This window comes from Halomonas colorata (assembly GCF_014897985.1).
In the GTDB taxonomy this organism is placed as follows: Bacteria; Pseudomonadota; Gammaproteobacteria; order Pseudomonadales; family Halomonadaceae; genus Vreelandella; species Vreelandella colorata.
On sequence record NZ_JABUZA010000029.1, the window covers coordinates 1 to 21,279 of the forward strand.

General features: G+C 55.0%; 19 protein-coding genes. 7 read left to right on the forward strand and 12 right to left on the reverse strand.

The genetic code is table 11. The features are described from left to right. The 5 genes from INT33_RS14110 to INT33_RS14130 all read right to left on the reverse strand — a co-directional run. Positions 1-287: electron transfer flavoprotein subunit beta/FixA family protein (locus INT33_RS14110; protein ID WP_407648095.1), on the reverse strand; the 287-nt coding region annotated here is incomplete at its 3' end. 179 nt (positions 288-466) lie between these two features. Next, complete coding sequence (locus INT33_RS14115) at positions 467-1,855, reverse strand: hypothetical protein (RefSeq protein ID WP_193092198.1); 1,389 nt, start codon at positions 1,853-1,855, stop codon at positions 467-469. After that, positions 1,852-2,331: a PaaI family thioesterase gene (locus INT33_RS14120; RefSeq protein ID WP_193092199.1), complete on the reverse strand. Its 480-nt coding sequence runs from the start codon at positions 2,329-2,331 to the stop codon at positions 1,852-1,854. The genes INT33_RS14115 and INT33_RS14120 overlap by 4 nt, the downstream gene beginning before the upstream one ends. Continuing rightward, positions 2,328-3,965 carry a class I adenylate-forming enzyme family protein gene (locus tag INT33_RS14125; RefSeq protein ID WP_193092200.1) on the reverse strand — a complete coding sequence of 546 codons (1,638 nt, stop codon included), beginning with the start codon at positions 3,963-3,965 and terminating at the stop codon, positions 2,328-2,330. Before INT33_RS14125 ends, INT33_RS14120 begins: the two co-directional genes overlap by 4 nt. Next, on the reverse strand, positions 3,965-5,116 hold the full coding sequence (locus INT33_RS14130) for an acyl-CoA dehydrogenase family protein (protein WP_018916229.1): 1,152 nt from the start codon (positions 5,114-5,116) through the stop codon (positions 3,965-3,967). Before INT33_RS14130 ends, INT33_RS14125 begins: the two co-directional genes overlap by 1 nt. Before the next feature lie 197 nt (positions 5,117-5,313). Here INT33_RS14130 and INT33_RS14135 point away from each other — a divergent pair, with 197 nt between their 5' ends. The 7 genes from INT33_RS14135 (at position 5,314) to INT33_RS14165 (ending at position 12,703) form a co-directional block, all read left to right on the forward strand. Further along, positions 5,314-6,837 (forward strand): 3-hydroxyacyl-CoA dehydrogenase, encoded by a 1,524-nt coding sequence (locus tag INT33_RS14135; protein ID WP_193092201.1) that lies wholly within the window; start codon positions 5,314-5,316, stop codon positions 6,835-6,837. Between the two features lie 76 nt (positions 6,838-6,913). Then, positions 6,914-8,122 carry a 3-oxoadipyl-CoA thiolase gene (locus INT33_RS14140; protein ID WP_193092202.1) on the forward strand — a complete coding sequence of 403 codons (1,209 nt, stop codon included), beginning with the start codon at positions 6,914-6,916 and terminating at the stop codon, positions 8,120-8,122. Between the two features lie 120 nt (positions 8,123-8,242). Next, on the forward strand, positions 8,243-9,064 hold the full coding sequence (locus tag INT33_RS14145) for an IclR family transcriptional regulator (RefSeq protein WP_193092203.1): 822 nt from the start codon (positions 8,243-8,245) through the stop codon (positions 9,062-9,064). Between the two features lie 82 nt (positions 9,065-9,146). Beyond that, positions 9,147-10,262 carry an ABC transporter permease gene (locus tag INT33_RS14150; protein ID WP_193092204.1) on the forward strand — a complete coding sequence of 372 codons (1,116 nt, stop codon included), beginning with the start codon at positions 9,147-9,149 and terminating at the stop codon, positions 10,260-10,262. A gap of 83 nt (positions 10,263-10,345) precedes the next feature. Further along, the gene (locus tag INT33_RS14155; RefSeq protein WP_040460104.1) at positions 10,346-11,122 is read left to right on the forward strand and encodes an ABC transporter ATP-binding protein; all 777 of its coding nucleotides are present in this window, start codon (positions 10,346-10,348) and stop codon (positions 11,120-11,122) included. Between the two features lie 7 nt (positions 11,123-11,129). Continuing rightward, positions 11,130-12,071, forward strand: a complete 942-nt coding sequence (locus INT33_RS14160; RefSeq protein WP_192538574.1) for an MlaD family protein — start codon at positions 11,130-11,132, stop codon at positions 12,069-12,071. After that, positions 12,068-12,703 (forward strand): ABC-type transport auxiliary lipoprotein family protein, encoded by a 636-nt coding sequence (locus INT33_RS14165; protein WP_192538573.1) that lies wholly within the window; start codon positions 12,068-12,070, stop codon positions 12,701-12,703. The genes INT33_RS14160 and INT33_RS14165 overlap by 4 nt, the downstream gene beginning before the upstream one ends. Before the next feature lie 21 nt (positions 12,704-12,724). Here INT33_RS14165 and INT33_RS14170 read toward each other — a convergent pair whose 3' ends face one another. The 7 genes from INT33_RS14170 to INT33_RS14200 form a co-directional block, all read right to left on the reverse strand. Continuing rightward, positions 12,725-14,569 carry a protein kinase domain-containing protein gene (locus tag INT33_RS14170; RefSeq protein WP_193092205.1) on the reverse strand — a complete coding sequence of 615 codons (1,845 nt, stop codon included), beginning with the start codon at positions 14,567-14,569 and terminating at the stop codon, positions 12,725-12,727. Between the two features lie 23 nt (positions 14,570-14,592). Continuing rightward, positions 14,593-15,900: a 2-oxo acid dehydrogenase subunit E2 gene (locus tag INT33_RS14175; RefSeq protein ID WP_193092206.1), complete on the reverse strand. Its 1,308-nt coding sequence runs from the start codon at positions 15,898-15,900 to the stop codon at positions 14,593-14,595. Positions 15,901-15,938: 38 nt separating this feature from the next. Continuing rightward, positions 15,939-16,916: an alpha-ketoacid dehydrogenase subunit beta gene (locus tag INT33_RS14180; protein ID WP_193092207.1), complete on the reverse strand. Its 978-nt coding sequence runs from the start codon at positions 16,914-16,916 to the stop codon at positions 15,939-15,941. A 1-nt stretch (position 16,917) separates the two neighbouring features. Then, complete coding sequence (locus tag INT33_RS14185; RefSeq protein ID WP_192538569.1) at positions 16,918-18,120, reverse strand: thiamine pyrophosphate-dependent dehydrogenase E1 component subunit alpha; 1,203 nt, start codon at positions 18,118-18,120, stop codon at positions 16,918-16,920. A 195-nt stretch (positions 18,121-18,315) separates the two neighbouring features. Beyond that, positions 18,316-19,131, reverse strand: a complete 816-nt coding sequence (locus tag INT33_RS14190) for an ABC transporter permease (protein WP_193092208.1) — start codon at positions 19,129-19,131, stop codon at positions 18,316-18,318. Continuing rightward, on the reverse strand, positions 19,121-20,086 hold the full coding sequence (locus INT33_RS14195) for an ABC transporter ATP-binding protein (RefSeq protein ID WP_193092209.1): 966 nt from the start codon (positions 20,084-20,086) through the stop codon (positions 19,121-19,123). The genes INT33_RS14190 and INT33_RS14195 overlap by 11 nt, the downstream gene beginning before the upstream one ends. Next, positions 20,083-21,279, reverse strand: coding sequence for an ABC transporter permease (locus INT33_RS14200; protein ID WP_193092210.1), 1,197 nt, complete (start codon positions 21,277-21,279; stop codon positions 20,083-20,085). Before INT33_RS14200 ends, INT33_RS14195 begins: the two co-directional genes overlap by 4 nt.

A 21,279-nucleotide genomic window follows, 5' to 3' on the forward strand; every position in this document is an offset into this window, starting at 1 on the left:
GCCAGCGACTCGGCCCGTTCGTCGGTTTCGATATGCAGCGCACGGTCGGCGCCCAGCGCCAGCGCGGTACGCAGCTGCTCCTGAGCGGCTTTGGGGCCAATGCTAACGGCAACGACTTCCGTGGCCACGCCCTTCTCTTTTAGGCGCACGGCTTCTTCCACGGCGATTTCGCAGAAGGGGTTCATGGCCATTTTGACGTTGGTAAGATCCACGTCGGAGTGATCCGCTTTAACGCGGATCTTGACGTTGTAATCGATGAGGCGTTTAACCGCGACGAGAATTTTCATATGACATGCTCTCTTTGATCAGCCCTGGTACGTTGAGCCAGGGGCTTGTTCAACGTTTAAAGCGCGGATGAGGTTATTTTGCAGAGCAGATTTTGCACAGCAAAACTTTATTTCACTTTAATAAAACACCTTAAAAAAACGCTCGCGATAAATCAAGCGTTGCGACCTTTAGTATCTGATTAAAACGGCGACCATAAAAACCAGGCCGCCAACAGAGGGATACACGCTGCCAGAAACTTTCCATTCCAACGATAGCCGATGAGCGTGGCGGGCACGCCGGTAAATCTTGATAAAATCAGCATGGAAGCGGTCATTGGTGAAGACATCAGTGCCAGTGCCCAGCCCACCATTAATGAGGCACCGATCAGGATAGGCGAAAGACCTTCAATCATTAACGGCGGCAGCAGGCCCAGCAATAGTGTAACCGTTACGATGGGATTGACACCGATCTGGGCTAACCCGACGACCATGAGCATGGCTAAGACGGCGTTAAATGCTCCCCACTGGTCGAGTACGCCCAATAGAGGGGTAAGTTGCTGAACATCGACTAGGCCGACGCACAAATGCCCTAAGTAGCCTGCCGCACCCAATACCACAATTTCATTAGCACTGGGCGAAAGTAACCAAGGGAGCTGTCGATGCAGCGTACTCAACGCACCAGGTACTCCCGCATAACCAAGCCGACGACGCTGCCATGCAAGCCAGATAACCGCCGCTAGCGGTGCGCCTAGTAGCGCCGCAATGGGTAAACGCAATTCACCCAGCCAGGCAATTGAGAAGACCAGCGTTACAATGGCCATCAATAGCCAACTGAACTGGACCATTGGCCGCAACGATGGTGATACAGCTCTAGAGTTATTGGCAGGTGGATGGGGGCCGGTCAAAAAATCGACGGCCCAGCCGACAAAAAATATCAGCGCGGCGGCCCCCAAAATATACGGCGCAAGCTCAAGCCAGGTAATTTGCGGCAGACTTGAGAGCACAACGGCAACGCCAATGCCCATTGGCGAAATCAGCGGCGCCAAAGCAAATCCACGCAACAACCCAAGCATCATGCGCCGCTGGCGTGCCTGCTGCACCCATACGCGCCCTTGCGCCGCTTCTAAGGTGTTACTCTTTTCAATCATCGATGCAAACAGATTCAGCACGCCAATATTCAGAATAATGCCGAAGAGTGCCGAACCTAGCGATAGGATGGGGTAACGCCGACTGGGTAGCTGCAGCAGCATACTCTGCCCACAACGGCGCACTAAACGTGAACGGTAAGCTGGTAGCCTGAGCATACTTAGCGCCACCACAAAGGTCGCAAAAAACGCAAAGCGTCCTCCGGCGTCAAAAAGCAGCTGAGCGGGAGCAGGCGAGCGCCAAAGCGCCAATAAGCTTACCCCTCCGGCTACCCAGAGCAACCCTTTGGCCATCGTTGTAAGCTGACCGCCAAGGGTCAGTAGATATAGCAGTAGCGCGCCAATTCCCAATGCTTCGAACAGACGACTACCCAGTACCAGATGGATAAGCGTTGCTGAGGTTACGACTAGCAGAAAAGATACCCGCAGGCGGGCTGGGTTCACTCGTGGCCCTCCCCAGCCAGCGGGTCTGGCATCCCCTCAGGCGACTCGCTACCGTTGCGCCGACGAAATGCGCCCTCCCCGATGGCCACCAGGTTTCCCTGGGAATCCTTGATTTCACCGCTCGACATATACGTCTTTTGCCCGCCGCCGCGTACCGTGCCTATCGCTTGGATCACTCCTTCGCGGGCAGGCCCTACAAAGCTGGTGGTTAGCGAGAGCGTCATGCCGCGGCGAATATTGCCGGGTATGCTGCAGTGCAGGCCCGCAAGGCTCAAGGCGCTATCCAACATCGAGGCCAATACGCCACCGTGAACATTGCCGCTGCGATTAAGGTGCTGGGGCTTGATGGCAAGCTCGACCACGGCGCGCCCTTCCTGCCACTCCACTACCTGCATTCCCAGCAGTTCGTGATACCCCATAAGCGCCTGCTGCGGCGCGTTATCGGTTGACGACTCAGCGCTTGATGACTGACTCATGAGCGACTCTCCTGCTGGGCTAAATCACGTTGTTGGTCTAAATCGCGTTGTTGGGCTAAATCACGCAGCCGCCCTTTAAGAATTTTGCCGCTTGCCGTAGAAGGCAGCGCATCCATTAGTACAATTTGAGTCGGTCTCTTGTAGGGCGCCAGCCGCTCGGCAATAAATGCCTTGAGTTCAGCCATATCGACCTCAATGCCCGCCTCGCACTGCACAAACGCCACGACTTCTTCATTACCCGCGATTTGGCGTCCCACCACAGCGGTTAGCGTGACTGCCGGGTGCTCGTTGATGACTGCTTCGACATCTGGAGGGTAAATATTAAACCCAGAGCGAATGATCAGCTCTTTACTGCGCCCCACAATATACAGCTGGTTCTCGGCGCCAAGCCGGGCAATGTCTCCCGTATTAAGCCAGCCGTCTTCATTTAACGTCGCGCGGGTAGCTTCCGGCTGACGAAAATAGCCTTTCATGATATTGGGGCCGCGTACCCAAAGCTCGCCGACCTCATCGCCAGACGGCTCGTCGTTGCCGCTGTCACTTAAAGGCTCCAGACGATATTCCAGAAGCGGCAATACCCGGCCGACCGTACTGCTGGCATAGCGGTCATCGATGCGCGTTTGGCTGATGGTGGGGCTGGCTTCGGTCAAGCCGTAACCGTTATGCAGCGTCAGACCAAAAGCTGCTTCTACACGCACTTTGGTGTCGCTATCCAGCGGCGACCCGCCAGCAGAGATATAGATTAGCTCAGGGGCTTCTAGGGAGCGCTGTTCGCGCTTTAAAAACTCCAGTGCACGGGCGTACATAGCGGGTACGCCCTGAAGAACGGTAATCCGCTCCTGCTTTAACGCAGCCAGCAGTTGGGCGGCGTCAAACCGGGGCACGGTATAAAGACAGGCCCCGTTATAAAGAGAGCCCATGCATACCGATGAAAGCCCAAATACATGCGACATGGGCAACACGCCATACACACGCTGGCCTTGACTTAAATGGCGCATGCCGCCTGAAATCGAGGCGATATACAGAATACCCCGGTGGGTCAGCATGACGCCCTTGGGCGTGCCCGTTGTTCCGGAGGTATAGATCATCGCCGCGACTTGGTCAGCCCCACTGGCGCTTACCGGCTCGGGGTCGCTCTCGTACAAGGGCGAGATAGCCAATTCGCCCCATTGCGGATGCTGATAGCGCTCAGCCATGTGGCGCTCTGCATGCTGAGCGGCCTCAGGAGACGCTTCACAGGTATAAAACACTCGCCGAGGTAGGCAGTTAGCCTGAATCAGGTCAACCTCTTGAGCAGAAAGGCGTGAATTGACGATGGCTAACCACACATCCATTTCGCTGGCCGCGAGAAGCAATACCACCAGGGCACGACAGTTCTCACTCACCGTCATGATACGGTCGCCAGGACGAATGCCCAGCGTTTTTAGCCAGTGGCAGGCGGCATGTATTTCCTGACCCAGCTCGGCGTAACTCCAGCGCACCTGGCCATCCACAATGGCTGGCTGGCCGCCAAGACGCTGCGCGTTTTCAAGCACGCGCGTACTGAGCCGTTCAGGAAGTTCAGCCACCAGCTCGCTTGCCCAGCGTCCAAAAATCTCCTCATCCTGGGCTTGGTAGGCAACCGACAAAGTCATTAGGACGCCTCCCGCACCATATTGCGCGCAATGACGATTTGCTGAATCTGCGTAGTTCCTTCGTAGATACGAAACAGCCGCACGTCACGATAAAAGCGCTCTACCGCATACTCCGACATGTAGCCTGCACCGCCATGAACCTGCACCGCGCGATCAGCTACCCGGCCAACCATTTCAGCGCAGAACAGCTTGCAGCATGAGGCAAGCGTGGAGACGTTTTCACCATCGTCCTTGCGGCGTGCGGCGTCCATCACCATGGTTCTTCCCGCGTAGGCTTCGGTCTTACTATCGGCCAGCATCGCCTGAATCAGCTGGTGCTCGGCAAGCGCGGCGCCAAACTGCTTGCGCTCCATCGTATAGCGTAACGATTCTTCCACTAGGCGCTCTGCCACGCCAACACATACCGCTGAAATATGTAGCCGCCCTCTATCCAGCACTTTCATGGCGGTTTTAAACCCTTGGCCTTCTTTGCCGCCGATAATGTTCTCGGCGGGCACTCGGCAATTATCAAAAATGATATCGCAGGTATGCGCGCCCTTTTGGCCCATCTTGTTATCAGCCGGGCCGCGGATTAAACCAGGCGTGTCACCTTCAACGATGAACGCAGAAATACCCCCGGCTCCTTTATTAGCGGGGTCTGTACGCGCCATCACGGTAAACAGGTCGGCTTCAGGGCCATTGGTGATATAGCGCTTGGTGCCATTTAAAATGTAGTGGTCGCCATCGCGTACCGCCGTGGTGCGCAGGCTGGCCGCATCGGAGCCGGAATCGGGTTCGGTAAGACAAAACGAACTCAAGATTTCACCGGTAGCCAAGCGCGGTACATATTTGGCTTTTTGCTCCTCAGTGCCATCTATCAAAATGCCCTGGGCACCAATGCCGTTATTGGTCCCGAATACCGAGCGGAAAGCAGGCGAGGTTTTACCAATTTCCATGGCCACCAACGCCTCTTCTTCCATGGTAAGCCCCAGGCCGCCGTACTCTTCAGGAATGGATAAGCCAAACAGACCCATTTCTTTCATTTCCGCCAGAAGCTCAGCAGGCACCGCATCCTCTTCAGCTAAGCGCGTTTCATTAGGAATTAACCGTTCGCGAACAAAACGAGAAATGGTATCAACGAGTTGATTGAGCAATTCAGTATCACGAATCATGATGGCTCCTGGCGTGAATAATCGGTTTTAATCTTTTTAGAGTGAGATAAAGTGAATCAACCCACTAGATTCTGCCTAGCGGAATTAACGTTCACTTTTCTTGTCAGGCACTTTTGCATAGCCTAGGATGGCAGTCAATAAACGAAACGCCATTCTGCAATGCAGAACAAAATAAATTCAAAGCAAGGATTTAATACATGGCTAACGACTCAACATCGCTCCCCTTCACCACGCTTGGCATTGTTGGCACTGGCGCCATGGGGCGCGGCATTGCCCAATTAGCCGCTCAGGCAGGCCTTGACGTCATGCTTTTTGACCTCAAAGAAGGTGCCGTACAAGAAGCGCAAACCTTCATTAATGGCCTGTGGCAGAGAAGCGCTGACAAGCAGCGCATTACTGCCGAGCAAGCACAGCAATATAGCCAGCGCCTGCGCGAGGCAACCGAGCTGGCCGCCCTCGCCCCCTGCGATATTGTGGTCGAAGCGATCGTTGAGAAGCTGGAGGCCAAGCAGGGGCTGTTTAGCGATCTAGAAGAAATTGTTAGCCAGCAGGCGGTGCTGGCAACAAACACTTCATCGCTATCAGTAACAGCTATTGCAGCGGCGTGTCAGTACCCAGAACGGGTCATCGGCTTTCACTTCTTTAACCCTGTTCCGCTGATGAAAATCGTTGAGGTTATTCCTGGCCTGCGCACGGCCAGTGATGTTACCCAGCGAGTAAACGCGCTGGGCGACGCCATGGGCCACTTTACTGCCCAGACAACCGATACGCCTGGATTTCTGGTCAACCATGCCGGACGCGCCTTCGGCACTGAAGCGCTTAAAATTCTGGGTGAACGCGTCACCGAGGCGGCGACGATCGACCGTATCATGGTCGACCAGGGCGGTTTTCGGATGGGGCCTTTCACACTGCTTGATTTAACGGGTCTGGATGTTTCTCATGCGGTGATGGAATCGATCTATCACCAATATTATGAAGAAGCGCGTTTTCGCCCTTCACCGTTAACGCGTCAACGCCTGAGCGCGGGTCTATTGGGCCGTAAAACCGGCGAAGGCTTTTACCGCTATGTTGAAGGCCAGCAGCAGATGTCGGATGAGCCGGCCATAGCCTCAATATCCCCTTGCCCGGTATGGATCAGCCAAGACGCCCCCGATCATGCTGCCGCGCTTAGAGAACTGGTGGAAGCGGCTGGCTGGCCTTTAGAAACCGCTACACAGCCCACCGAAAAAGCGCTCTGCCTGCTGACCCCACTGGGCGAAGATGCCACCAGCTGCGCGCTTCGCCAAGGTCTAGATGCCAAACAGTGCGTTGCGATAGATATGCTGGCAGGCCTTGAAAAGCGCCGCAGCTTGATGACGACACCGCTGACCGATACTAACTTCGCTCAAGCAGCGGCCAGCCTACTCAGCCATGACGGCACCCCGGTGAGCACGCTTCAGGACAGCAATGGCTTTGTGCTCCAGCGCATTATTGCCTGTATCGTCAATGTAGGTGCCGACATTGCCCAGCAGGGCGTTGCCGCCCCAGCCACTATCGACCGTGCGGTGGAGCTTGGCTTGGGCTACCCCTTCGGCCCGCTACGCATGGGCGACCATTACGGGCCAGCACGCATTATGACGATACTCACCAACCTGCTGGATGCGACCGGCGACCCCCGTTACCGCCCTAGCCCTTGGTTGCGCCGCCGCGCCGCCCTGCAGATGTCGCTTACCAAAGCCTAATGCGTACCAGCACCCTCGTTCAGAACAACCGTTTTCATGACAGCTATCGGCCATAAGAATAATCGGGAGAATCATTATGCAAGACGCTTATATTTATGATGGTTTACGTACGCCTTTTGGGCGCCATGGCGGTAGCCTAGCGGCTATTCGCCCGGATGAACTGCTGGGGTTGACGCTGAAAGCCCTGGTCGCCCGTAATCCTTTCGCCCTTGAAAGCTATGAAGAGGTACTCGCAGGCTGCACTAACCAGGCAGGCGAGGATTCCCGTAATGTCGCTCGTCATGGTGCGCTGCTGGCGGGCCTGCCTATCGAAGTGGCGGGGCAAACGGTCAATCGCCTTTGCGGCAGTGGTTTGGCGGCGATGATGGATGCTGCTCGTGCAGCCCGGCTAAACGAGGGCGAGCTATTTCTGGCCGGTGGCGTGGAATCCATGTCCCGTGCGCCCTATGTGCTCGGCAAGGCAGACGCCGCGTTTGCCCGTAACCAGCCAATGTACGATACGGTGATTGGCTCACGCTTTCCCAACCCGTGGATTGCCAACGAGTACGGCAGCCACAGCATGCCTGAAACGGCGGACAATATTGCCCATGATCTGAATATTAGCCGTGACGCAAGCGACGCCTTTGCGGCCCGCTCCCAGGCGCGCTACGCCCAAGCGCTGGCCGCCGGTTTTTACGATGCTGAGATGTTTGGCGTTGAGGTCCCTCAAGGGCGTAAACAGCCGCCGCTAATAGTTGATAGAGATGAACACCCGCGCCCGCAAAGCACTGAAGACAAGCTTGCCAAACTAAATGCCCTGTTTGAAGGCGGCGTGGTGACGGCCGGGAATGCATCCGGGCTTAACGATGGCGCTGCGGCGTTAATTGTTGGCACATTGGGGGCCGGCGAACGGGTTGGGTTGCGCCCGCGCGCGCGTATTTTGGCGAGTGCCGTCGCTGGCGTTGCGCCACGCGTAATGGGCTTGGGTCCGGTGCCTGCTTCACAAAAAGCCTTAAGCCGAGCAGGGCTTACCCTTGAGCAAATGGATGTTATTGAAATTAATGAGGCGTTCGCCGTTCAAGTGCTGGGCTGCGTACAGCAGTTAGGGCTATCCGCCGACGATCCGCGCCTAAACGCTAACGGAGGCGCCATCGCGATCGGCCACCCGTTAGGTGCCTCGGGCGCGCGCCTGGCTCTGACGGCATTGCGCCAGCTGGAGGCAACGGGGGGACGTTACGCCCTGGTGACCATGTGTATTGGAGTTGGCCAGGGTATTGCGACGATTATCGAGCGGCTCAACCCTTAACCCAACTTCGCGAACCCAATACCGCTAGCGCCTGGGTCGTTTCGTTGATAGCGCTTTGTATGGTTATTAAGCACTTATGCGATACTTGCCGCTATAAGACATTCTCTGCTGGAATTATTAATGACCGCTATCGACAATACTGCTGATGATCCGCAGCTGCCGGAAAAAGATCGCAATTTCGTTACTGCACTGGCACGCGGATTAGAGCTGATGCGTGCCTTCGGCAATGGAGAGGAATACCTGGGTAATGCGGAGCTTTCCAACCGGACCGGGATTCCACGTCCCACGGTTTCGCGCTTGACCTATACCTTAACCCAGCTAGGTTATTTACAGCACAACACCCATCTGGAGAAATACCGCTTAGGCCCCGGCGTACTGGCGCTGGGGTATCGGTTTCTGGCCAATATGGGCATTCGTGAAGTCGCGCGTCCGCATTTGCAAAAGTTTGCCGATGCCACGGATTGTAACGTGAGCCTGGGCGGCGCTGACCGTAGCGATATGGTTTATCTGGAGACGTGTCACGGTAGCGGCCCTCTGATCATTCGCTTGGACGTTGGTTCACGCTTGCCAATAGCCACCTCGGCAATAGGCCGAGCCTGGCTATGCGGCCTGCCTGAAACCCGTCGCCAACAGATTCTTAAAGAATTAGCAGAATTCCATGGAAAAGAGTGGCCTGCTCTGGAAGCATCCATTAAGCAAAGCATGGAAGATTATGCCCATTACGGCTTTTGCTTATCCGAGCAGGACTGGCAACGCGATATTAGCGCCGTTGCCATGCCGCTGATTCTAGAGGATGGCGCTGAAGTGCTGGCGATCAACTGTGGGGGATCCAGCTTGCGTTTGGATCATGATCGTCTGGTCAATAATCTTGGCCCGAGGCTTAAAGAAGTGGCAGCTCAAATTAAGCAGGAACTCGCTCCAAAGCATAAACTGATGCGCTGAGTTTATGCTTCTTGGCCTTTCCCTAACGCTCGTTTGAATGCATCATAGAAACTTAACGATAGGCGGGTGTAGAGGAGCAGGGATGCCAAGTGAATGGATAACGCGCCAGGATGGACAGTTAGTTTTACAAGGGGAATGGACGCTTAACCATTACCCAGAGCTTAAGGAAGCCTCCACGTCTTATGCGGAGACCCAAGCAGACGAGACGGTATCGCTGACCGATATACAGCGTCTGGATACCGCTGGGGCTGTGCTGGTTATCGGCATTATCGGGGTTGAAAGAGCCAAGCAGGTGCCCGATTGGGCGGAAGATCTGCCCAAGGAACAGCAGGCGCTGCTGGTTCGCATCGCCGAGGCCATGGATGCACCGCTCGATGTATCTCGTCACAATACCCATCGTATTACCGATGCGCTAGCCAGCGTCGGCGAGCAAATGATGGGGTTGTGGTCCCAGCAGCGCCAGCTGCTGGCGTTTATAGGTTTGGTACTGGCCACCTTTGCCCAAACGCTGTTGCGGCCACGCCACTGGCGCTTTACCGCGACCATCGCGCATATTCAGCAAACCGGCCTGAATGCCGTCCCCATTGTTGCCCTGCTCACCTTCATGGTGGGCGCGGTGGTCGCTTTTCTGGGGGCTACCGTTCTTGCCGATTTTGGCGCTACCGTTTATACCATCGACCTGGTCGCCTTCTCGTTTCTTCGCGAGTTCGGTGTTCTTTTGGCTGCCATCCTATTAGCTGGCCGAACGGCGAGCGCCTTTACGGCCCAGTTGGGGGCGATGAAATCCAATGAAGAGATTGATGCCCTGCAGGCTCAGGGGCTTGATCCGATAGAGCTTTTGGTCTTACCCCGCGTCATGGCACTGCTGGTAAGCCTTCCCCTTCTCGCTTTTATAGGCATGCTTAGCGGCTTATTAGGCGGGGCGCTGGTTGCAGTTCTGTCGCTGGATATTTCATTTCACCAGTTTATGACCACGCTACAAAAAGATGTCTCGGTGGTGCATTTTCTGGTCGGGCTGAGCAAGGCGCCAGTTTTTGCCTTTGTTATTGCCGTGATTGGCTGCCTGGAAGGTTTTAAAGTCAGCGGCAGTGCCCAGTCGGTTGGCGCCCACACTACGTCCAGCGTGGTGCAATCCATTTTCATGGTAATCCTGATTGACGCCTTGGCGGCACTCTTTTTTATGGAGATGGGCTGGTGAGCGAGCAATCTTCATCCAAGGATGTATCCGCGGAGGCATCATCCAGCGATGCATCAAATGCTGCACCCAGCCAAGAGCCGGTTATCAAAGTCCGCGACCTGGAAAACCGCTTTGGTGATCATGTCGTGCATGAGTCGCTGGATCTTGACCTTCTAGACGGTGAAATACTCGGCGTGGTGGGTGGTTCAGGTACCGGAAAATCCGTTTTGTTACGCAGCATCGTAGGTTTAAAACGCCCTAATGCTGGAACCATTGACGTATTAGGCACTAACCTTAATGAGCTTAGTGAAAAAGAGCGTAGCCAGATAGAGCGGCGTTTCGGGGTTCTGTTTCAGCAAGGCGCACTGTTTAGCTCGCTTAATTTGCAGGAAAACGTAGCGCTTCCACTGATTGAGCATGCCAAGCTGGCCAGAGAAGATGCGGAGCACCTGGCCCGGGTAAAGCTTTCTCTAGTAGGGCTTGAGCCTGAAGCCGCTTTGCAATATCCCGAATCGCTCTCCGGCGGGATGATAAAACGCGCCGCATTGGCCCGCGCATTGGCACTGGACCCGGATATTTTGTTTCTTGATGAGCCAACGGCAGGACTCGACCCCATTGGCGCTGCCGCGTTTGATCAACTACTGGTCACGTTGCGCGATGCGCTGGGTTTTAGCGTTTTTCTGGTCACCCACGACCTGGATACGCTTTACGCCGCCTGCGACAGAGTCGCGGTTTTATCTCAAAAACGGGTTTTGGTGGTGGACACGCTGCAAAACGTTGCCGAAACCGATGATGAGTGGATTCAAAATTATTTCCACGGACCTCGCGGCCGGGCTGCAGAGCAGTCATCATCCTCTTCAACGGCTCAGCCTAAGGAGTGAGTAGCACATGGAAACGCGCGCTCATCACGTTTTAATTGGATTATTTACCTTACTCACCGCGGCTGCGGCGCTGCTATTTGCACTATGGATGAGCCAAGTGGCTGGCCAGCAGGACTATCAGCCTTATCGCATTCTGTTTGAGCGAAACGTTAGCGGCTTATCCGTGGGCAGTACCGTGCAATATAACGGCATCGAAGTGGGGGATGTGACCGAGCTGACGCTAGACCCCACTGATCCTCGCCAGGTGGTTGCCAGCATTCGCGTTGAGGAAGATACGCCAATCAAAACCGACACCCGGGCCAAACTCGCGTTTGCCAGCATTACCGGCAGCATGTCGGTACAGCTTCATGGCGGCACGCCGGAAAGCCCACGCCTTATTGACCAGACCGACGATGATGCGCCGTTTATTCGTTCCGATCCTTCTCCCATCGCCACACTGTTTGAAGAAGGCGAGGAAATGATCGATAACATCAACGCTATTTTACAGAACGTTAATGAGCTGTTTGACGATAATAACCGGGAACAGGCAGGCAATATTTTAACCAATGTTGCCCAGATCACCCAGATGATAGCCTCTCAGCAAGATGCGCTGGATGAGAACATGGCGCTTTTCGCGGACGCTTCACGCGAGGCGACTACCACGCTTGAAAGTATCAACACGCTTAGCCAAGAGGCCACTCAGCTCCTCAGGCAAGACGGGCAACAGGTCATACAAAGCGCTGCCGATGCAAGTAACGATGTGGCACGCGCGGCGCAGCGCCTGGAGCAGCTTATCGATCAAAACGCCGGTGCCGTAGAGAGTACCCTTCAAGGCACGCGGGATATAGCGCCCGCCCTTTCCGCGCTGCGCTCCACGCTCAATACGTTAGACCGCATTACCCGCCAGTTAGAAGAGAGCCCGAGAGACTTTTTACTGGGCCGCGATCAGGTAGAGGAGTTTCGACCATGAGCTTACGCCCTTGGGCTATTGCCGTAACCGCGACGGTGCTTTTATTGAGCGCAGGCTGCTCTATATTGCCGGAAAGCGATCCTGCAACGCTTTACCGCCTGCCATCTTCTGACCCAGCGCGCAGTAGCGTAGCGCCAACGGCCATGAGTGGTCAGAAACGCTTGGGCATTGCAGCACCCGAGGCGGGGTATCTGTTAAGCAGCAACCGCATCGTGGTGTATCCCGAGCACAACGTCGTGAATGTTTACGAAGGCGCCCGCTGGCACGAAGATACGCCGGAGCTTGTCCAGGCCAGGTTAATAGACGCCTTACAGCAAAGCCGCCTGTTTGCCAGCGTAGGCAGCGATCACATGCCGTCTGATTTACTGCTGCTCAGTGAGCTGCGCCATTTTCAAAGCGAATATGACAATGGCCGCCCCAAGGCGGTTATTCAGCTGGATGTGCAGCTTGTCGAAGCCAGTGCGCGAACGCCCATTGCTTCGCAAAGCTTTAGTGCCACAAGCCAAGCCGCAGACGTTGAAATTCCCTCGGTCGTAAACGCCTTTGGACGCGCCAGCGATACGCTTACCGAACAGCTCACCACATGGCTTTCAGATAATGCTCACGCGATCACTGAATCTGCCAGCCCGTAAGTGCCGTGTTTATTGTTTAGCTCACTGCGCTAGCTGCTTTATATACCCCCGCGGATCGCGGGGGTAATAGTATTCTGGTTGACGTTCCAAGTGGGTAAAAAAACGCGTGTCTTTATAGGGCATCTTCATAAATCCTGAAACCCCCAGGCCTTCAATCTGGTCGACACAGGCGAGAATACTCGCCAACAGCGCGCGAAACTCATCCTCCTTGGCCGGGTCTAGCAAACGGTAGTAGCTGTGAATTTTTAGATGCTGGGGTAGCGCTTCAAAGATGATCATGCCGGTATGGTGGATATCGTTGAGCCTTTGCAGGATATCCATGATCGATTGGGGAAGCGCTAACAGCTCCTCCGGGTCCGGCCCATCCTCAAAATAACTGTGCTGGCGCGTTCGATCCTCAAGCTCGGGTACCGCGCTTAACTCGTAGTTAATCGCCATCTTCGCTTCAGGATAAAAGGGCTCATCGAGCGCCAAACGCTCCAGGTGTAGCGTTTGTCGGGCGTTAAACAGGCAGCTTTTAAACACCCCCTGGCGATGAATCGCCCGAGCCAGGTGTACCATGTTATTGACGGCCTCGATGAACGCAGGCTTCAGAGCTGGGTCGTGAAGGTTTAACGACGAATCGATATACACGCCATCGCGTTCCCAGCGCACAGCCAAGCCACCCACTACCGGGTATTTGCCCAAGCGACTTACGGCGGCCAGGAAGGCTTTTTCAGTCTCCCCCATTCCCTGCATAAACTGCTTGTAGTAGCGGTCAAGCTGTACGTCATTGACGTCGTTTAGCGTTTCCTGAACGTTGGCTTCGCGCAGAAACGCCTTGCGAGAGCTATAAACCACGGTGTCGATTTCTTGTTTGGAGGAGCGCGCCCAGACCGGCACCAGCGGCGTTTTTAGACTAACCGGCAGGTCAATCATGACCATCTTGGAAAGCCTGGGCATCGCGCTTAAAAAATAGTCACCGGCTTTACGACGCACCTGCGGGTTGGGGTCCAGCATGCCGTCTAGAGTTTTTGCAAACTCCATGGGCAGACCTAACGAGCTTGCCGGTATTGCCCGATGACCAAATCGACATGACTGGGCTGATGCCAGCGCATAAAGCGTTCCGGCGGCGCCCTGCTCATCAAAGCGTGGCGAAGACAGCGCGCCGTTGAGCTGCTCCTCACCGATAAAGTAGACATCCCCCAGGCGGGCATTGGTCTGCTGCAGGTTATCGGACATCAGCTCCATCACGTTAGCGCCAACGAACTGCAGCTCGCTATCCAGCTGAGCAAATACTGAAGAGCCCCAATCAATAAGCCCAATCGACTCATCCACTGGATCAAACACAATATTGGAAGGTTTAATATCACCATGCACCACAGGCCGACACTGTGGCCCGGCTTCGCGGCGCAGCGCTTTTAAAATATCCGCCAGCTGCTGCGCGATACGCATAATCAGACGCGGTGACAAACGCCCTTCTCTCAGGGATATTTGCTCTAGATTCCATCCTGGGGCGCGCTCCATCACCAGGATCGACTGGCCTCTGGCGCGCTGGTAGGTAATCAGTTTAGGAATGCGGGGGTGAGAGACTTGCTCCAGCATGAACGCCTCTTCTTCCAGACGTTCTTGCAGGTGAGTGGGTAGCGTAATACGGGAAAACTTGAACACATAGTGAACTGAGTCGTTTCCCTGGGGCACGCTTCCCGCAAAGACAAAGCCATAGGCGCCCTTACCGATCAGCTCGATATCCCGATAACCCAATTGGGTAAGCTGTGCCTGGCACAGCGCTACCCAGTCTTTAAGCTTTTGGGCATCGTGATGGTTCAGCAGATAAACCGACTGCTCTTCGGGTATATAGAACTGCTGTAACGGCGCCTGCGGCATTCATTAGCCCCTGCGATGACGTTTTAGCCCAAATAAAGCAGCATCGTTTCAGGCGCTTCCAGAAAGCCTTTCCACGTATTACAGAAACGAGCAATAGTACCGCCATCAATAAACCGGTGATCGCCCGCCCAGGTAATCGTCATGATGGCACGGCGCTGAACGACGCCCTGTTCATCAAAGCGCGGTAGCCACTGGGTTTTGCCTATCGCCACAATCGCCGCTTCCGGAGCGTTGATGATGGGGGCGGCATACGTGCCCCCCAAGGCACCAATATTGGAAATACTAATCGTGCCTCCTTTAAGGTCGGCCTGGTCAACGCGCCCTTCACGCGCCGAGGCGGTCAAACGGCCTACTTCATGGGCAATCTCGAATAGCGTTAAGCGCTCAACGCCCTTGACGTTGGGTACTAGCAAACCGGCCTTGCTGTCTACCGCCATGCCGATATTGCACTGGGGATAGTAATGCAACGCGTCGCCAGCCTCGTTTAGCTGAGCATTGAGTATCGGAGTTTCGGCAACGGCCAATGCCATTGCTTTCATAAAGAAGGGCATTAAGGTGAGGCGTTGCCCCTGAGCGTCGACCTGGGGTTTTAACCGTTCGCGCAGGGCCAATAGCTCGGTGACATCGATCTCTTCGCCATAATGAAAATGTGGAATCGTTGTGGCCGAAACCACCATGCGCTTGGCCATTACAGCGCGCACGCCCCGCAAAGGCTCGATTCTGGGTGGCTCCTGGCCCTGGGCGCGGACTTCAGACTGATCGGATACCGGCTTATCGGGCGCTTCTACTGTCTTGCCTTGATCAAGATACGCCAGCACATCTTCTTTAAGCACCCGGCCATCTTTACCGCTACCTACCATATCGGTCAGCTTGACGCCGTGTTCGCGCACCAGCCGCCTCACGGCGGGGCTGGCAGGCACCTTGCCCTTATCGCTATAGACACCTTCGCCAGACGCTTTGGGCGGTGCAGCACCGGGCAGCTCCGCGGCGTCCTCTACTGCGTTATTAAAGGCTTGAGACGGCGCCTGGGACGGGTGAGTCGCCGAATGATCATCCTCTTGGGCCTCTTGAGGCTGGGTGGTGGACTCTCCCTCGCTCTCGCCCTGATAGGCATATAACGGAGCATGCACTTTGGCAATCTGCCCCTGGGCCACGTAAAGCTTGGTCACTACGCCAGCTTCCGGCGCAGTGATTTCTACCAGCGCTTTATCGGTCATTACTTCGACAATGGGCTGGTCTTCTTCGATCTGGTCGCCTTCCGCGACCCGCCATTCCACCACTTCACACTCGACGATGCCTTCACCGATATCGGGCAGCTTAAAATCGCTCATTGTGTTTCTCTCCATGCGTTCTTAGGCGCTTTAAACCGCTAAAAATTAACGCTTTCGCGAATCGCTTCATAAATTTTCAGGTGGTCCGGGAAATACTCTTTTTCCAGTACTAGCGGAAAAGGCGTATCAAGCCCGGTTACCCGTCTAATCGGCGATTCCAGGTAGAGAAAACAACGCTCTTGTATGGTCGCCGCTATTTCACCGGCAAACCCGCCGGTTAACGGCGCTTCATGACTGACCACTAACCGGCCCGTTTTTAGCACTGACTCGGCCACGGTATCGGCATCCCAGGGAAGCAACGATCGAAGATCAATGACTTCGCAGGCAATGCCCTGCTCTTCAGCAAGCTCTACCGCTTTACCAATCACTTCCATCTGCGCGCCCCATCCCACCAGGGTAATATCGCTGCCCTCCTTGATGATTTCCGCCTCGCCAATGGGCAGCTGATAATCCTCTTCAGGCACTTCACCAACTGAGGCGCGATAAAGACGTTTGGGCTCCATAAACAGCACCGGGTCTGGATCGCGTATTGCCGCCAGCAGCAATCCCTTGGCTTGGTAAGGGTTGCGCGGCACCACTACTTTCAGACCTGGCGTATGCGTAAAGTAGGCTTCGGGGGACTGAGAGTGATAAAGGCCCCCGGCAATACCGCCGCCATAAGGCGTACGAATGGTAAGCCCGCCGACGTTAAACAAATCGCCGGAACGATAGCGATATTTGGCGGTTTCATTAACAATCTGATCAAAGGCGGGAAAGATATAATCAGCAAACTGAATTTCTGCTACCGGAACGGAGCCTTGCGCGGCTAAACCGTTGGCAAAGCCAATAATCCCCTGCTCGACCAAGGGCGTATTGAAACAGCGTGCCTTGCCGTATTTTTCCTGAAGATGGCTGGTTGCTCGGAATACACCGCCAAAAATGCCCACGTCCTCACCAAAGCAGATGACTTTTTCATCCTCCGCCATGGCAATATCCAGCGCATTATTAATTGCCTGTAGCATATTCATCGTGGGCATATTACGCGTCCTCCTGCGGGCTGGTGGCGGTATCCACGTCTAGATCCAGCGATTGCATTCCGCGCGGGTATGCCTCGGGATAACGGCGAATATGGCTTTTCAGGTGATCGAATTGGCGCTGCAGCGCTGGGGTAACGTCGGCATAGACATCGCTAACCAGGCTATCCAGAGGCGGAGACGGACGTTTCTCAGCGCGCTTCATGGTTTCGAGCACTTCACGACGCAGGGTTTCCTGCAGGTGGGTCTCTTCCTCCTCACTCCACCAGCCCTTTTTAAGCATCCACTTCTGCATACGCAGCACAGGGTCTTTGAGCCGCCACGTTTCTTCTTCACTTTTCAGCCGGTAACCCGACGGGTCATCAGATGATGAATGCGCCGCAAGGCGATACGTCATGGCCTCAATTAACACGGGCTGATTTTGCTCAACGGCGATTTTTCGCGCCCGTTGCGTGGCCTCAAAAACCGCCAGCACGTCGTTACCATCCACGCGAATAACATGCATATGGTAGCCAAATGCACGCGGTGCGATGCCGTCGGCGGCAAACTGCTCAACCGCCGGGGTGGAAATGGCGTAGCCGTTATTACGGCAGAAAAAAATGACCGGTACTTTATGCACCGAAGCCATATTCAGCGCCGCATGAAAATCGCCTTCTGAGGCGGCACCTTCGCCAAAAAAGGTCAGCGTGCAGTTACCGTCTCCGGCAAGCTTCTGGCCGTATGCGTAGCCTGTCGCCTGAGGAATTTGCGTCGCCAGCGGTGAGGAAATTGTCATGTAATGGAGCTTGCGCGAGCCGTAGTGAACCGGCATCTGGCGGCCTTTGCCATAATCCAGCTCATTACCAAATAGCTGGTTCATAAATTCATCAATGGAAAAGCCGCGATACATCAGAGCACCCTGTTCACGGTACTGGGCCATGATCATGTCGGTGTCGCTCAGGGCAGCGGTAGAGCCGATAACGGCAGCTTCTTCACCGACACACTGCATATAGAAGCTAAGCCGCCCCTGGCGCTGAGCGGCCATCATGCGCTCGTCAAGAATCCGGGTGGAAAGCATGGCGTGATAAAGCCTGCGAGCATGGTCACGTTCAAGCGCCGGCTCTTCGGCGCCGCTATACAGCTCGCCTTCAGGATCAAGCACGCTGAAGGTGTCAATGGACAGCTCATCACCGGTCATGAATGTCGGCTGGTGTACGTAGTGCGTCATCATTATTGTCCTTGTTTTGCCCCTTTTGAAGGCAGTGTTGTTGGTGATGACCTTTTATGCCAGTGGATTTATCTGGTTTAAGTCAACGCAACTACTGCGACAGTAACGCAGCACAAGACAATAAGGGATTCAACTTAAGACGAAGAGACACGCGATAGCGCGCTTTGAGATGAGGCGACTTAGGCAAGGCGCCGCTTAACGTGTCGAATGACGGGCCAAATCCCCTGGGGAGGACGACAAATGCAGGCGTATCTTGCTTTGTAAGGCATCAAATAGGCTATCGATCGTCAGTGCCAGCAGCGCAATCAGTAGCGCGCCCTGGATAACATACGCCATATTGCCATTGATGATGCCGGCAATAATCGGGTCGCCCAAATTGCTGGCCCCAACGGTTGCACCCAAGGCAGCGGTGGCAATATTAATCGTCACCGATGTACGAATTCCGGCCAGGATAACCGGCGCGGCCAGCGGAAGTTCTACCTGATAAAGCGTTTGTAACGGCGTCATGCCCATGGCATGGGCAGCGGTTTTCATATCGGCGTCCACATCTTGAAGACCTGTGAGCGTATTGCGAACAATCGGCAGCAGGCCATACAGCATTAACGCCATGATAATGGGCAGCGTACCAAAACCCAGCACCGGCACCGCCAGCGCCAGTACCGCCACCGGTGGAAACGTTTGCCCAAGCGATGCAAGCTGCGATACTAAGGGTAAAAAGTCTTGGCCTTTTTTGCGCGTCACCGCAATCCCCGCGCCAACGCCAAGGCTAATAGTGACAATCGCCGCCACTCCCACCACCAGCAGATGACGCCCAAGCAGATCGTAGAAATGCGCGCGCTGATAAATCACCTGCCGGGCATTAGGTTCAAACCACCGAAAGAGCCCTTCTGCATACGGGATACCCAGCACACAGATCGCCAGCAATAAGCCCCAAAGTAGCGGCTGCCCCCATAAGCGATTGCTGGGGGATTGCGCTGACGGGCGAGCAGGCTGTTTTACGTTAGGTTTCACGCATACTTCCTTTTTCCAGCTGGGCCTCTTTAACGATTTTGCGCAGCGACAGTTCGCCAATGGGCACATCGTGCTGGTCGACAACGGCAAGGCGGTCGGTATGATCCCGCAGCATCATCGATAGCGCCTGGCGCAGAGAGAAGTCCGCGGGAATACGATACTGTGAAGGCAAGGTGGGTCCCATAGACGACATATGATCTTTTACGCGCGTCAATGCCGCCTGCTTTAAACCGCGCTCCAGTCCACCCAAAAGCGATTCGACAAAGGAGTCCTTCGGGTGCTGCAAAAGCGCCAGCGGTGTGCCCTGCTGCACAATCAAACCGTCACGCATCACCACTAGATGATCGGCAAGTTTTAATGCTTCATCCATATCGTGGGTAACAAATACCACCGTTTTATGCAGGCGAGCCTGAAGACTTGCCAGCTCATCCTGAAGCTTGATGCGGGTAATCGGGTCCAGCGCACCGAAGGGCTCATCCATCAATAGAATATCCGGATCCGCCGCCAGAGCCCGTGCTACACCTACGCGCTGCGCCTGTCCGCCGGAAAGCTGATACGGATACTTGTGGGCAAACTCCTCAACGGGCAGGCCGAGCAACTCCATCAGCTCTTTTACACGCGCCTGAATATCCTCAGCCGACCATTTGAGTAGCCGAGGCACCAGGCCGATATTGCGCGCGACCGTCCAATGCGGAAATAAGCCGGTGCTTTGTATCACGTAGCCAATCCGGCGACGCAGCTTGACCGGGTCGTAAGCCTCAATGGCTTGGCCATCCAGGATAATATCACCATCGCTACGCTCGATCAGGCGGTTGATCATACGCAGCGTGGTTGATTTACCGCAGCCCGACGTGCCTACCAGCGCACAAAATTTGCCTTTGGCGATCTTCAAATCAATCGCATTGACCGCCGTTTCATCGCCAAAGCGTTTGGTGACTTGTGATAGCTCAATCATCGAACACCTCCGGGGCGCAGCACTTCAGCCAAGGCACCCAGCCCAGCATCCACCACCAAAGCCAGTATCAAAATAGGCAGTGCGCCAAGCAGCACCATATCCATAGCAGCTTGGCCGAGCCCTTGAAATATAAACGTTCCTAACCCGCCAGCGCCGATTAACGCGGCAACCGCTGTCAGTCCTATGGCTTGTACGGTGGTAATACGCACCCCCTCAAGCATAATCGGAAGGGCCAGGGGTAAGCGCACCTGCCAGAACCGCTGGCTGGCGCGCATGCCCATGGCGCTGGCGGCTTCCAGCGTATCAGGGCTGACTTCTTCAAGCGCAATGTAGGTATTGCGCACCATGGGCAACAGGCTATAGGCCACCAATGCAATTAACGCCGGCGTATTACCAATCCCACTGACCCCTAACTGGGCAAGGATAGGTACGTTAGCGGCCAGCCAGGCAAGCGGCGCCAGCAAAAGGCCAAACAGGGCCAGACTCGGAATGGTTTGGAGAAAGTTGAGTATCGCAAAAGCACTTTTCTGCAGTTTTACAAAGCGTCGCATCAACAACGCCAAGAACGTACCCAAGACGATGCTAATACTGACCGCCACGCTTACCAGTAAAATATGCTCTAAAGCCGCCTGGATAAACTGTCGATCACGAGCTTTAAATTCTTGAACCAGCGCCAAATCGCTCAACCATAGCGATGCGCATAGCCACCAGACCAGCCCTATGCTCGAGAGTATCACCACCGGCCAAAAGCGCTTCAAGGCGAGTTTTAAGCGCAGCTCAATCAGGCATAGCATCAGGATAAACAACAAAACCCAGTAGCCTGCCCCAATGCCTAACCGTGCTTGAGGAAGCTCCGGGTCTATTAAAAAGTGGCCAGCAACCATTAATCCAAACGGCATCAGCGCTAGAATTAACACCACTACCCCGAGGGCTGCCCAGTAATTAGTGCGGCTGGGTTGATAGGCAAGCCCGCCCACCGCGATAATTAATAGCGATGCCAGCAGCACCCCGGGCCAGCCGATGGCATCCATTGCGCTAACGCCTGTCGCCTGGACAATTCGATTCGCCGCAACGCTTGCTGCGTCCAACCCCCACACCGCCGCAAGCATCGTCACGCTTAAACTGACTAAAACAGCATTAGGGTGCTTGCCACGCCCTAGCCTGGGCGTGGGTAGCGCATCCAAAAGCGACAT

Bases quoted from the DNA above. Each gene is read 5' to 3' on its own strand.
- INT33_RS14200 (WP_193092210.1), bottom strand. From the start codon at position 21,279: ATGTCGCTTTTGGATGCGCTACCCACGCCCAGGCTAGGGCGTGGCAAG.
- INT33_RS14130 (WP_018916229.1), bottom strand. From the start codon at position 5,116: ATGATTCGTGATACTGAATTGCTCAATCAACTCGTTGATACCATTTCT.
- INT33_RS14185 (WP_192538569.1), bottom strand. From the start codon at position 18,120: ATGACGCACTACGTACACCAGCCGACATTCATGACCGGTGATGAGCTG.
- INT33_RS14120 (WP_193092199.1), bottom strand. From the start codon at position 2,331: ATGAGTCAGTCATCAAGCGCTGAGTCGTCAACCGATAACGCGCCGCAG.
- INT33_RS14145 (WP_193092203.1), top strand. From the start codon at position 8,243: ATGACCGCTATCGACAATACTGCTGATGATCCGCAGCTGCCGGAAAAA.
- INT33_RS14140 (WP_193092202.1), top strand. From the start codon at position 6,914: ATGCAAGACGCTTATATTTATGATGGTTTACGTACGCCTTTTGGGCGC.
- INT33_RS14175 (WP_193092206.1), bottom strand. From the start codon at position 15,900: ATGAGCGATTTTAAGCTGCCCGATATCGGTGAAGGCATCGTCGAGTGT.
- INT33_RS14125 (WP_193092200.1), bottom strand. From the start codon at position 3,965: ATGACTTTGTCGGTTGCCTACCAAGCCCAGGATGAGGAGATTTTTGGA.
- INT33_RS14180 (WP_193092207.1), bottom strand. From the start codon at position 16,916: ATGCCCACGATGAATATGCTACAGGCAATTAATAATGCGCTGGATATT.
- INT33_RS14150 (WP_193092204.1), top strand. From the start codon at position 9,147: ATGCCAAGTGAATGGATAACGCGCCAGGATGGACAGTTAGTTTTACAA.
- INT33_RS14135 (WP_193092201.1), top strand. From the start codon at position 5,314: ATGGCTAACGACTCAACATCGCTCCCCTTCACCACGCTTGGCATTGTT.
- INT33_RS14165 (WP_192538573.1), top strand. From the start codon at position 12,068: ATGAGCTTACGCCCTTGGGCTATTGCCGTAACCGCGACGGTGCTTTTA.
- INT33_RS14170 (WP_193092205.1), bottom strand. From the start codon at position 14,569: ATGCCGCAGGCGCCGTTACAGCAGTTCTATATACCCGAAGAGCAGTCG.
- INT33_RS14195 (WP_193092209.1), bottom strand. From the start codon at position 20,086: ATGATTGAGCTATCACAAGTCACCAAACGCTTTGGCGATGAAACGGCG.
- INT33_RS14160 (WP_192538574.1), top strand. From the start codon at position 11,130: ATGGAAACGCGCGCTCATCACGTTTTAATTGGATTATTTACCTTACTC.